Source organism: Pseudomonas migulae (genome assembly GCF_024169315.1).
Taxonomy (GTDB): domain Bacteria; phylum Pseudomonadota; class Gammaproteobacteria; order Pseudomonadales; family Pseudomonadaceae; genus Aquipseudomonas; species Aquipseudomonas migulae_B.
On sequence record NZ_JALJWR010000001.1, the window covers coordinates 5,494,322 to 5,506,489 of the forward strand.

General features: G+C 58.6%; 11 protein-coding genes. 7 read left to right on the forward strand and 4 right to left on the reverse strand.

The window, feature by feature from the left end:
- The first annotated feature begins 134 nt into the window (after positions 1-134).
- The 4 genes from J2Y86_RS25225 (at position 135) to J2Y86_RS25240 (ending at position 3,861) form a co-directional block, all read left to right on the forward strand.
- Positions 135-1,421, forward strand: coding sequence for an MFS transporter (locus J2Y86_RS25225; protein WP_253437847.1), 1,287 nt, complete (start codon positions 135-137; stop codon positions 1,419-1,421).
- A gap of 63 nt (positions 1,422-1,484) precedes the next feature.
- Complete coding sequence (locus tag J2Y86_RS25230) at positions 1,485-2,237, forward strand: 5-oxoprolinase subunit PxpA (protein ID WP_253437851.1); 753 nt, start codon at positions 1,485-1,487, stop codon at positions 2,235-2,237.
- Positions 2,234-2,938, forward strand: coding sequence for a 5-oxoprolinase subunit PxpB (gene pxpB, locus J2Y86_RS25235; RefSeq protein WP_253437854.1), 705 nt, complete (start codon positions 2,234-2,236; stop codon positions 2,936-2,938). The genes J2Y86_RS25230 and pxpB overlap by 4 nt, the downstream gene beginning before the upstream one ends.
- On the forward strand, positions 2,935-3,861 hold the full coding sequence (locus J2Y86_RS25240) for a biotin-dependent carboxyltransferase family protein (RefSeq protein WP_253437857.1): 927 nt from the start codon (positions 2,935-2,937) through the stop codon (positions 3,859-3,861). Before pxpB ends, J2Y86_RS25240 begins: the two co-directional genes overlap by 4 nt.
- 118 nt (positions 3,862-3,979) lie before the next feature.
- Here the strand turns inward: J2Y86_RS25240 and J2Y86_RS25245 are convergent, their stop codons facing one another.
- From J2Y86_RS25245 to J2Y86_RS25255, 3 genes are all read right to left on the reverse strand, one after another.
- A complete protein-coding gene (locus tag J2Y86_RS25245; RefSeq protein ID WP_253437860.1) occupies positions 3,980-5,158 on the reverse strand; it encodes a vWA domain-containing protein in 1,179 nt (392 codons plus the stop codon).
- Positions 5,159-5,173: 15 nt separating this feature from the next.
- Positions 5,174-6,019, reverse strand: a complete 846-nt coding sequence (locus J2Y86_RS25250) for an AAA family ATPase (RefSeq protein WP_017337008.1) — start codon at positions 6,017-6,019, stop codon at positions 5,174-5,176.
- Between the two features lie 142 nt (positions 6,020-6,161).
- Entirely contained in the window at positions 6,162-7,268 is a 1,107-nt protein-coding gene (locus tag J2Y86_RS25255; RefSeq protein WP_437180670.1) for a DUF748 domain-containing protein, read from the reverse strand.
- Between the two features lie 97 nt (positions 7,269-7,365).
- Between J2Y86_RS25255 and cysK the strand changes: the two genes are divergently transcribed.
- Together cysK and J2Y86_RS25265 are read left to right on the forward strand one after the other, a co-directional pair.
- Positions 7,366-8,340: a cysteine synthase A gene (gene cysK, locus J2Y86_RS25260; protein WP_253437868.1), complete on the forward strand. Its 975-nt coding sequence runs from the start codon at positions 7,366-7,368 to the stop codon at positions 8,338-8,340.
- A gap of 219 nt (positions 8,341-8,559) precedes the next feature.
- The gene (locus J2Y86_RS25265; protein ID WP_253437871.1) at positions 8,560-9,498 is read left to right on the forward strand and encodes an aspartyl/asparaginyl beta-hydroxylase domain-containing protein; all 939 of its coding nucleotides are present in this window, start codon (positions 8,560-8,562) and stop codon (positions 9,496-9,498) included.
- Between the two features lie 255 nt (positions 9,499-9,753).
- Here J2Y86_RS25265 and J2Y86_RS25270 read toward each other — a convergent pair whose 3' ends face one another.
- A complete protein-coding gene (locus J2Y86_RS25270) occupies positions 9,754-10,299 on the reverse strand; it encodes a hypothetical protein (RefSeq protein ID WP_253437874.1) in 546 nt (181 codons plus the stop codon).
- Between the two features lie 445 nt (positions 10,300-10,744).
- Here J2Y86_RS25270 and J2Y86_RS25275 point away from each other — a divergent pair, with 445 nt between their 5' ends.
- Positions 10,745-11,608 carry a DMT family transporter gene (locus J2Y86_RS25275; RefSeq protein ID WP_253437878.1) on the forward strand — a complete coding sequence of 288 codons (864 nt, stop codon included), beginning with the start codon at positions 10,745-10,747 and terminating at the stop codon, positions 11,606-11,608.
- The last annotated feature ends 560 nt before the right edge of the window (positions 11,609-12,168 follow it).

Consider the following 12,168-nt stretch of genomic DNA (forward strand, 5'->3'; position numbering starts at 1 on the left):
TCTTATGTCTAAGGCGGGTTTTTATTAGTTGGACGCAGCAGGGCCGGGCACCCAAAAATCAGGCCATCCGGTTCCCACGATAGGCGTCGTCGGGGCTCAGAACAATACCAATAAAATTTGCACGGAGATTTGCCATGAGTGCGCCCGACACCACCGCCATCCCGAAAGCCACGGCTCGCCCGGGACCTTTCGACTGGTATCGCAACATCAATCAGCAGGAACGCCGCACGTTCTGGAGTTGCAAGATCGGCTACGGGCTGGATGGCATGGACACCCAGATGCTCAGCTTCGTGGTGCCGACCCTGATTGCGATGTGGGGCATCACCACTGGCGAGGCCGGGCTGATTCACACCAGTACCCTGATTGCCTCGGCCATCGGCGGTTGGGTGGCGGGGATTCTGTCCGACCGCATCGGCCGTGTGCGCACCTTGCAACTGACGGTGCTGTGGTTCGCTTTTTTCACCTTCCTTTGCGGCTTCGCGCAGAACTACGAGCAACTGCTGATCAGCCGCACCTTGATGGGCTTCGGTTTCGGCGGTGAGTGGACAGCCGGCGCGGTGCTGATGGGTGAAGTGATTCGCGCCAAGGACCGCGGCAAGGCGGTGGGCATGGTGCAATCGGGATGGGCGCTGGGTTGGGGGCTGACGGCTATTCTGTATGCGCTGCTGTTCTCGGTGCTGCCGCCGGAGGACGCCTGGCGGGCGCTGTTCATCCTCGGCATCGTCCCGGCGATTTTTGTGATCTTCGTCCGCCGCCTGGTCAAGGACCCGGAAATCTACCGCGAAGCCAAGGCCAAGCAGGAACCGAGCAACCCGGCGAAGTTTTACGAGATCTTCGCGCCTGGCATTCTCTTCACCACACTTCGCGCTTCGGTGCTAACCACCGGCGCATTGGGCGGCTACTACGCAATCACGTCCTGGCTGCCGACTTTTCTGAAGAACGAGCGCGGTTTGAGCGTACTCGGCACGGGCGGTTATCTGGCGATGGTGATCGTCGGTTCCTACGTCGGTTATGTCATCAGCGCGTATTTGACTGACATCCTCGGGCGCAAAAAGAACTTCATCCTGTTCGCGGTTGGCTCGTTCACCATCGTGCTGCTCTACACCCAACTGCCGGTCAGTAATGGCGTGATGTTGTGGCTGGGCTTTCCTCTGGGCTTCTTCGCCTCAGGGATTTTCAGTGGCATGGGCGCGTTTTTGACTGAGCTGTTTCCCACGCGGATTCGCGGTTCGGGCCAGGGTTTTTGCTACAACATCGGCCGGGCGCTGGCGGCGTTGTTCCCGCTGTTGATCGGCTTGATGAGTCAGAAGGTGCCGCTGAGCGTAGGCATCGGGGCGTTTGCGGCGGTGTCCTACGGGGTGGTGATCCTCGCGGCCCTGAGCCTGCCGGAAACCCGTGGCAAACAACTCGAAGCCGAGTAACTGATAATCTGCGGGCAAATGCCTTACAGATAAAAAAGAATAAAACCTACAGGAGTGTTCACCGTGAGCCGCCTGCTATTGAACTGCGACATCGGCGAGAGTTTCGGCAACTGGACCATGGGTCTGGACGCCGAGGTCATGCCCTTCATCGACTGCGCCAACATCGCCTGCGGCTTCCACGCCGGCGATCCGAGCATCATGCGCAAGACGGTCAGCCTGGCGCTGAGCAATGGCGTGCAGATCGGCGCGCATCCGGCCTATCAGGATCTGGTGGGGTTCGGCCGTCGTTCCATGGCGTATGCCGCCCAGGAACTTCAGGACATTCTGCATTACCAGATCGGCGCCCTCGACGGCCTCTGCCGGGCGCAGGGCGGGCGTGTCAGCTACGTCAAACCCCATGGCGCGATGTACAACGACATGATGGCGAACCCGGCGCAATTGCGCGCGGTCCTGCAAGCCGTGGCCGCTTATGACAAAACCCTGCCGCTGATGCTGATGGCGACCCGCGACAACAGCGCCGCGCAGCGATTGGGTGATGAATACGGCGTAACTCTGTGGTTCGAAGCCTTCGCCGATCGCGCCTATGACAGCGCCGGCATGCTGGTCTCGCGACAACTGCCGGGCGCGGTGCATCACGATCCGGAAAAAATCATCGAGCAGGCGCTGACCATTGCCCGTGGCGATACCCTCACCGCCAGCGACGGCAGCGCCTTGCACCTGCAGGCCAACACCCTTTGCGTGCATGGCGATAACGCCAGTTCGGTGGCCGCGGTACGGCGGATTCGCGAAGCCCTCGATCAGCAGAGCGCACCATGAAACCGCGGGTGGAAGTGGTGGCGCTGGACTGCCTGATGGTGCGTCTGTTCGATGAAATTGCCGAAGCCAACATGCCGTGGATGCTCGCTGCCAGCGAAAATTTGCGTGTTGCATTCGCGGGGCATCTTATCGACCTGGTGCCGTCCTATACGACGTTGATGGTGCATTACGATCTGACCGCATTAAGTCCGGCGCAGGCTCGGGAATTGATCGCTGAAGCACTGATCGATCTGTCGCCCAACGCCCGCACCGCAGGCAAATGTCATGTGCTGCCGGTCTGGTATGACGTGAGCGTCGGTCCGGAGTTGAGCCTGTTGTCTCAACGCAGCGGGTTGGCAGTGGAGGAGGTGATCCGCCGTCACAGTGAGCGTGAGTATCAGGTATTCGCCCTGGGCTTCGCGCCGGGTTTTGCCTTTATGGGGTTGGTGGAAGAGGTCCTTGCTGCACCGCGCCTGAATACGCCGCGCAAAAAAGTCGCGGCCGGCAGTGTGGGGATCGCCGAACGGCAAACCGCTGCTTATCCGGTGGTGTCCCCCGGCGGCTGGAACCTGATCGGCCGCACCCCGGCCAAACTGTTCGACCGCGAGCGCGACGGCTACAGCCTTATGCAGCCGGGCGACACTGTTCGTTTTGAAGCGGTCAGCCATGCCGAGTTCATCAACCTGGGCGGTGACGACACGCCATTGGAGGCACAGGCATGAGCCGTCTGTTGATTGAAGCGAGCACACCGCTGTGCCTGTTGCAGGATGCTGGCCGTTTTGGTGTGCGGCATCTGGGTGTCACTCAGGGTGGCGCACTGGATTGGCGCTCGATGTCGTGGGCCAACTGGCTGCTGGGCAACAGGCTCGATGCGTCAGCGATTGAAATCACCTTGGGTGGGTTCAGTGTGGTGGCTGAGGATGATTGCCTGTTGGCACTGGCCGGCGCGGACCTTGGCGCGCAGCTGGACGGGCAGGCGCTGGCGCCATGGCGCAGTTTCAAGCTGCGCAAAGGCCAGCGTTTGCAGTTCACTCAGCCGCTGCTGGGGGCGCGGGCTTATCTCGCGGCCCCGGGTGGGTTTGATGCGCCGAAGGTGTTGGGCAGCAGTGCGACGGTGGTGCGTGAGGAACTGGGTGGGCTGGATGGAATGGGCCGGGCGTTGGCCAAAGGTGCATCGCTAGACTACTCGGCTGAGGCGCCGTTATTGATGCGGGAATTGCCCCGTGAACAGGTTCCCGATTTTAATCTCGACTCACCGCTGGATCTGGTGCTGGGGGCGCAGATTGGCGAGTTCAGCGGCCAGAGTCTGTTCGACGCGTTCAACAGCGCCTGGACCCTCGACAGCCGCGCCGATCGCATGGGCATCCGCCTGTTGGGCACGGCGTTGCAGTACCAGGGCAAACCGATGATTTCCGAGGGTATTCCGCTGGGCGCGGTTCAGGTGCCACCCGACGGGCAGCCGATTGTGCTGCTCAATGATCGACAGACCATTGGCGGGTATCCGCGATTGGGGGCATTGACGCCGTTGGCGCTGGCACGGCTGGCGCAGTGTCTGCCGGGGGCGAAGGTGCGGTTGCGGCCGGTGGTGCAGGATGTTGCGCATCGGGAGCAGGTCGAGTATCTGCGGCGCTTTTTGAACCGCTAAAAGCATCGCGGGCAAGCCCGCTCCCACAGGGGGCATAGGTGTTCACGAAAGGTGTGAACAACGCTGATCCTTGTGGGAGCGGGCTTGCCCGCGATGGCGTCAGGACAGACAACAGAGATTACTTGGAAAGAAACCTCATCCCTTCCTCCAACCCCCGCAACGTCAGCGGGTACATCTGATCATCAATCAAATCCCGCACGATATTGGTCGAAGACGTATAACTCCAGGTATCTTTCGGATACGGGTTGATCCAGATGAGTTTCTTGTACTTCTCCTTGAACCGCTGCATCCACACGTAACCGGCTTCTTCGTTCCAGTGCTCGACGCTGCCGCCGGCCTGGGTGATTTCATAAGGCGCCATGGCGGCGTCGCCGATGAAGATCACTTTGTAGTCGGCGCCGTACTTGTGCAGCAAGTCCTGGGTCGAGGTGCGCTCGGAGGTGCGGCGCATGTTGTTCTTCCACACCGACTCGTAGATGAAGTTGTGGAAGTAGAAGTACTCCAGGTGTTTGAACTCGGTCTTGCAGGCCGAGAACAGTTCCTCGCAGATCTTCACGTGCGCGTCCATCGAGCCGCCGATGTCGAACAGCAGCAACAGCTTGACGGTATTGCGCCGCTCCGGCCGCATCTGGATGTTCAGCAACCCGGCATCCTTGGCGGTGTGATCGATGGTGCCATCGATGTCGAGCTCTTCCGCCGCACCCTGACGGGCGAACTTGCGCAGGCGACGCAACGCAACCTTGATGTTGCGCGTGCCCAGTTCCACCGAGTCGTCGAGGTTCTTGTACTCGCGCTGATCCCAGACCTTGGCCGCCTTGCCCTGGCGCTTGCCGGCATCGCCGACCCGAATGCCTTCCGGGTTGAAGCCGCCGGAGCCGAACGGGCTGGTGCCGCCGGTGCCGATCCACTTGTTGCCGCCGGCGTGGCGTTCTTTCTGTTCTTCAAGGCGTTTCTTGAACTCTTCGATCAGCTTGTCCAGGCCGCCAAGGGACTGGATCGCTGCCCGCTCTTCATCGGTCAGCGAGCGCTCGAACTCCTTGCGCAACCAGTCTTCGGGAATCAAGGCTTGAAGGTGGTCATCGAGTTTTTCCAGGCCATTGAAGTAAGCACCGAAGGCCCGGTCGAACTTGTCGAAATGCTTTTCGTCCTTCACCAGAATCGTCCGGGACAGATAATAAAACTCGTCCATGTCGGCGAAGGTCACGCGCTGTTTCAGTGCGTTGATCAGGTCCAGCAGCTCGCGCACCGAGACGGGCACCTTGGCTGCGCGCATTTCATTGAACAGGTTGAGCAGCATGGCGATTGCCCTTTCTTAGCGAGTGCCGCGACGGCTCATGAACGCCAGACGCTCAAGCAATTGAACGTCCTGTTCGTTCTTGACCAAAGCACCGGCCAGCGGCGGAATCGCCTTGGTCGGATCACGTTCGCGCAGCACCGCTTCGCCGATGTTGTCGGCCATCAACAGCTTCAGCCAGTCCACCAGTTCGGAGGTCGATGGTTTTTTCTTCAGGCCCGGCACCTTGCGCACGTCGAAGAACACGTCCAGTGCTTCGCTGACCAGATCCTTCTTGATGTCCGGGTAGTGCACGTCGACGATCCGCTGCATCGTCACGCGATCCGGGAAGGCGATGTAGTGGAAGAAGCAGCGGCGCAGGAAGGCGTCCGGCAGTTCTTTTTCGTTGTTGGAGGTAATGATGATGATCGGGCGCTTTTTGGCCTTGATGGTCTCGTCGATTTCGTAAACGTAGAACTCCATCTTGTCGAGTTCTTGCAGCAGGTCGTTCGGGAACTCGATGTCGGCCTTGTCGATTTCGTCGATCAGCAGGATCACCCGCTCTTCAGACTCGAAAGCCTCCCAGAGCTTGCCCTTTTTCAGGTAATTGCGAACGTCGTGGACCTTTTCCGTGCCCAGCTGCGAATCGCGCAGACGGCTGACCGCATCGTACTCGTACAGGCCCTGGTGAGCCTTGGTGGTGGATTTGATGTGCCAGGTGATCAGCCGGGCGCCAAAGGATTCGGCCAGTTGCTCGGCGAGCATGGTCTTGCCGGTGCCCGGTTCGCCCTTGACCAGCAGCGGACGCTCCAGGGTGATGGCGGCGTTGACCGCCAGCTTCAGGTCATCGGTGGCGACGTAGGCCTGGGTGCCTTCGAACTTCATCTGCTAATCCTCGAACGGTAAACGCCGACCCGACGGGGCAGGGCGGGGCGCAATAGTTGTAGTACCCGACTATAACGCGCTGCCCGGTCGACTGTGAACGCAGACGGCTTATTCAGTCTCTGAATGGAGCGTCACATCTTGACTAGCCCGCTTCCGGCTTCGGCCGCTCATACCGGGCATTGAATGCCTGGACAAAACCATTTCGCAAAATCTGCAAAAACGCCTGGAACGCGCTGACATCTTGCCGGTGTACGTTGCCGCTCAGTTCCACGCGAGTCGCAAACTGGTTCTTGCCCTGGTTTTTCAGCACGGTTTCAGAGCCACCGACAATGGCCTCCCAAATGGACCTGAACAGCCCTTTGTCCTTGTTTTCCACGTCCTGCTGCCAATTGAACACATCGACGTCTTTCAGCAACGGTTTGATGTAGCCGGTCAATTGGGCTTTTTTCGCTTGCGCTTCGATCACCACATCACCGTGCCCGGCATTGAAATCGAACTTGCCATAGGCCGAGGCGAAGTCGTTCATGCGTTTGAGTTCAATGTCCCTGGCGCGTAGGCGGAACTGGAAATCTTCGAAATTGCTCAGCGGATCGAAGGTCGCGGTGGTTTCCAGCGGGGCGTGCCCCAGCAACAGCGCTTTGCCATCGAAGCGTGCGTCGCGCTTGCCTTCCTTGTCGGCGACGTTGGTCAGGTTGTAAATGCTGGCGTTGACCTGGGTCGCGTTCATGTTGACGGGGGGCTTGGAATTGAAATTCCTGAAACTGATCTTGCCATCGAGGATCCGCACTTCATCCAGGGTGATCGGTGCCAGTTTGCTTAATTGCGCACGCCAGTCGGTGCCTTGACCGGTCTGCGAGTTTTGCTTGTTGGCGCCGCCATCGACGAAGTTCACCTCGGGGTTGAAGAACTGCACCTTGGCCACCACCGCGTGGTCGTACAAGAGCGAGTGCCAGCTGACCGAAAGGTCGATCAACGGCGCATTGACGAAGGGCACCGGGACCTTGCCATCGACCTTGACGATTTTCAGCCCGTTGATTTTATAAGCGCCGCGCCACAGCGCCAGGTCAACGTCGGTGATCTGTCCACGGTAGTCGCCCATGTCGGCGAGCTTGTCGTTCAGGTAGTTACGCACCATGTAGGGCAGGGCAGAATGCAAGGTGATCAGCAGCACGACCAGGCCGAGGAGGGTCCACAGGGGCCAGCTATATCGACGTTTCATGGTGGCAAATCTCCGGCGATGTAAAACCATTGACTGCGGTGGTTACCGGACGTTCGACCCGACTGGACGACCACGGGCAACAGGCATACCGTGAAGGGCTAATTCAACGCTGCATAAGGACCCAGCCATGAGCCGTATTTTTGCTGACAACGCCCATTCCATCGGCAATACGCCGCTGGTGCAGATCAACCGTATCGCTCCGCGTGGCGTGACCATCCTCGCCAAGATCGAAGGGCGCAATCCCGGTTATTCGGTCAAGTGCCGGATCGGCGCGAACATGATCTGGGACGCCGAAAGCACCGGCAGACTCAAGCCTGGCATGACCATCGTCGAGCCCACTTCCGGCAATACCGGCATTGGCCTGGCGTTTGTTGCCGCTGCACGGGGCTACAAGCTGATGTTGACCATGCCGGCGTCCATGAGTATTGAGCGTCGCAAAGTGCTCAAGGCGCTGGGCGCCGAACTGGTGCTGACCGAGCCGGCCAAGGGCATGAAAGGCGCGATCGAAAAGGCTGCTGAAATTGTTGCCAGCGATCCGTCCACCTACTTCATGCCCGCGCAATTCGAGAACCCGGCCAACCCGGCCATCCACGAGAAAACCACCGGTCCGGAAATCTGGAACGACACCGACGGCGCGGTCGATGTGCTGGTGGCAGGCGTTGGAACGGGTGGAACCATTACCGGCGTCTCGCGGTATATAAAGAATACCCAGGGCAAACCGATTCTTTCCGTGGCGGTTGAACCGGTGGTTTCGCCGGTGATTACACAGAAGCTGGCCGGTGAAGAGATCAAACCGAGCCCCCACAAGATTCAGGGGATCGGCGCCGGTTTTGTACCGAAGAACCTGGACCTGTCGATGGTGGATCGTGTCGAGCTGGTGACCGACGATGAATCCAAGGCCATGGCCCTGCGCTTGATGCAGGAAGAAGGCATTTTGTGCGGCATCTCTTGTGGGGCTGCCATGGCCGTGGCTGTACGCCTGGCGGAAACCCCGGAAATGCAGGGCAAGACCATCGTGGTGATCCTGCCCGATTCTGGCGAACGCTACCTGTCGAGCATGCTGTTCAGTGACCTGTTTACCGAACAGGAGAATCAGCAATAGGCGCTGGCGAAGCAGCGATCATTTGATCGCGGGGAAGGGGTTGATTCAGGTCAGCCCCCGTTCAGGAGACCTATGGTAAGAAGTGCTTTATTGCACAATTCTTAACACTGAATGTTGAGTTAGACGGGTTTTTCCCGTGGCCGGTAGTGTTTATCATGGCCGGCAGCCACGTCGGGTAAATGGCGTTGTGCGAAGTTGTTCATTCTCAAGGAGCTGTAGATGACCTTTTCCTTTGCCGCGAAGGCGTCGCTGTTGCTGCTGTTCCTGGGCAGTACGCTTTATGTGCATTTGCGCGGCAAGGCTCGTTTGCCGGTCCTGCGTCAATTCGTCAACCACTCCGCGCTGTTCGCGCCTTATAACGCCTTGATGTATGCGTTCTCCAGCGTGCCGTCCAAACCATATCTGGACCGCAGCAAGTTCCCGGAACTGGATGTGCTCAAGGACAACTGGGAAGTCATCCGCGACGAAGCGATGCACCTGTTCGACGAGGGCTACATTCGCGCCGCCGAAAAAAACAACGACGCCGGTTTTGGATCGTTCTTCAAGAAAGGCTGGAAGCGTTTCTACCTCAAGTGGTACGACAAACCGCTGCCATCGGCCGAAGCGCTGTGCCCGAAAACCGTGGCGCTCGTCAGCAGCATTCCCAACGTCAAAGGCGCCATGTTTGCGTTACTGCCGGGCGGCAGCCACCTCAACCCGCACCGCGATCCGTTTGCCGGTTCCCTGCGTTATCACTTGGGTCTGTCGACCCCGAACTCCGACGATTGCCGCATTTTCGTCGACGGTCAGGTTTACGCCTGGCGTGACGGTGAAGATGTGATGTTTGACGAGACGTATGTGCACTGGGTGAAGAACGAAACCGAGAAGCCCCGGGTGATCCTGTTCTGCGACATCGAGCGCCCACTGAGTAATCGCGTCATGACCCGCCTTAACCGCTGGGTCAGCGGCTTGCTCGGTCGCGCGACTGCGCCGCAGAACCTCGACGATGAGCGGGTTGGCGGGATCAACAAGGCTTATGCCTGGAGCAAGAACTCCAGCGATAAGGTCAGTGGTGTGGTCAAGCAGTGGAAACGTCGTAACCCCAAGGCTTACCGCGTGTTGCGGCCGGTGCTGGCGGTGGTGGTGTTGACGTTGTTGGGGTATTGGTTGTTTGGGTGATTCGATTTGCAGATGAAAAAACCGCTCCTTTTGAGCGGTTTTTTTCTGCCCCGAATTTCATCGGCGGCCGGCGAGCACATTAGGTTCTTCGCCTTCGATGCCCGTCGCAAGTATTTCCAGAAGGCGTCGCTGACTGTCTGTGAGCACCAGAGCAATCTTTTTCCTTTCCAGTGCGGGTAAGCGATTCTTTGTAGGGGATTTCTTACTGGATCTACCCATTTTGTCCTCCGCTGTTGATCATTTATTAAGCAGTTTTTACGATACTTGGCTATCCACCGCTTTGACAAGCCGCCGTTCAGTATCGAAATAGAAACCATGTTGTTGATAGGTAGGGATCGCCCCTTTCAGGGGCTCCTGAACTTCGATGAATCTACTTCCGATAATTGTGGCGTAGTGCTGAATGACCATTATGGACAATGTTGCTATACGTTTTTTAAGAGGATGGACATGTCTTGGCCGTCCTTCCATTCGCACGATGCGAATTCGTTGCCGACTTTTGTTTGGATTGGCGAAGCAAAGTCCGCACAGGTGTTCATCGAACCAGATGGATAGATCCAGCGCTAAAGGCTCCTTCGCTTTCCATCCAACAACTTCATGCCATGAAAAATGCGGTTCATCCCAGTGCTCACAAGCATTCAATGCTTGTGTGTCTATCGGTTCAAATCGCACCCTGGATAAATCGAGAACGGTAGGACCGACCCGTTCCATTTCCTCTTGCAGCTTGGCAGTGCTGACGCCAGCAAGATTTCTGGCTCGCGACCTATACAGCTGATACCGAAGATGTGTCCGTTCCCTTGGCATTCGATCTCTTGCATTCCATGTCTCCCGCAGTGGTCGATTCCATTTCTCCCAGAGTAAGCAGCCTTTCGTTAGCTGTCGTTACTGGCCCTTTGTCCAAGTCATTGCAATCCATGTCACCCGCTGGTTATAGTCGGCGCTCGGTGATTTCCAACCCACCGTCCACCTCATAAAAAAGATCAGCCCATGCCTGCATCCCTCATCAACGCGGTAGTCGATTCAGCGGTCAATGCTGGCGTCGTGCCGTGCGGGAATCGGCAGCCTGCGCAGATCAGTCATTACCCCCCACCTGTCCGTAGCGCGCCGGTGTACGCAGTCGTATCACCGCCGGGCGTTGGCGTTTCGGGCTGATCAGCTTCTTTTTGCTGTGACCCGTGCCCGCCTGAAAAAAACTACTGGATTTCAGCCTCGGCTGAGTTGGCTTTTTGCCTGACTACAGGTGGTCTTCATGTTTGTCCTTTCGAAAAAATCCGCGCTCGCGGCGGCGTCCACGAGCCTGTTTGTCCTGCTGTGGAGCAGCGGGGCGATCTTCTCCAAATGGGGGCTGGCGCACGCGTCCCCCTTCGCTTTTCTGCTGATTCGCTTTGCCATCGCTCTGTGTGGGTTGTTGCTCCTGGTGCCGTTGCTCAAGCTGAAACGGCCCAAGGGCGGCAAGCCGATGTTGTATGCGATGGCTACAGGTGTGGTGTTGTTGGGGGCTTATCAGATTTTCTATCTGCTGGCCCTGGACCTGAAAGTCACCCCGGGTGTGATGGCCACGATCATGGGCGTGCAGCCGATTCTCACGGTGGTGATCATGGAGCGGCAACGCTCCGCCAGCCGGATGTTCGGTCTGACCCTGGGCCTGGCCGGATTGATCATGGTGGTGTACCAGGGTATTGGTCTGGCGGGCATGTCGCTGGCGGGGATGCTCTTCGGTTTGCTGGCGTTGGCGAGCATGACGTTCGGTTCGATCATGCAGAAGCGCATTACCGATAATCCCCTCGGCACGTTGCCGGTGCAGTACCTCGCGGGGTTGTTGCTTTGCGGGATCTTTGTGCCGTTCCAGCCGTTTCATTTCGAACACAGCAGCGGTTTTATCGTGCCGGTGTTGTGGATGGGGCTGGTGGTGTCGGTGCTGGCGACGTTGTTGCTGTATCGGCTGATTGCACGGGGTAATTTGGTGAACGTCACCAGTTTGTTTTACCTGGTGCCGGCGGTGACGGCGGTGATGGATTACCTGTTTTTCGGCAACAGACTGGCGGGGTTGAGCATGCTTGGGATGGTGCTGATTATTGTTGGTTTGGGGTTTGTGTTTCGTAAGGCCGGGTGAAGCGGTTGGGGGCATATCCGTTTTTTGGTGATGGCTGATATTGGTTCCGCCCTTACGGCGGGTTACTTGGAAAAGCGCCAAGTAACCAAGCGCTTTTGCCCCTTTCGTTCGGTGCCTCGCTAAGGCTCGGCATGCCCTCCTTCCGGTCCTGCTCCGTGGGCCCGCCGCCATCGGCCATCCATGGCCGGGGGCGGCTAACCCGGCATCCATGCCGGGTTGCCCACTGCGCAGAACCTCCACTCGGCCTCTCGAGGGTGCGACTAACGCCAATGCAACCGAGGCGGCCTACCGGCCGACCTGTCATTTGAAGCGTACGCCTTCCCCTGTGGGAGCTGGCAAGCCAGCTCCCACAGGGATTGTTGGGGGGCATGACATTGGTGTTCACCCCCGATGATCCTGACGAACTTCAGGTCGGCTATCAGGCCGCCTCGCTTTGTTTTTGATCTTGATCTGCCCCGTCGGAAGGCCGAGCGCAGGTTCTGCGCAGTGGGCACCGCGGCAGGGATGCCGCGGTAGCCGCCCCCGGCCATGGATGGCCGATGGCGGCGGGCCCACGGAGC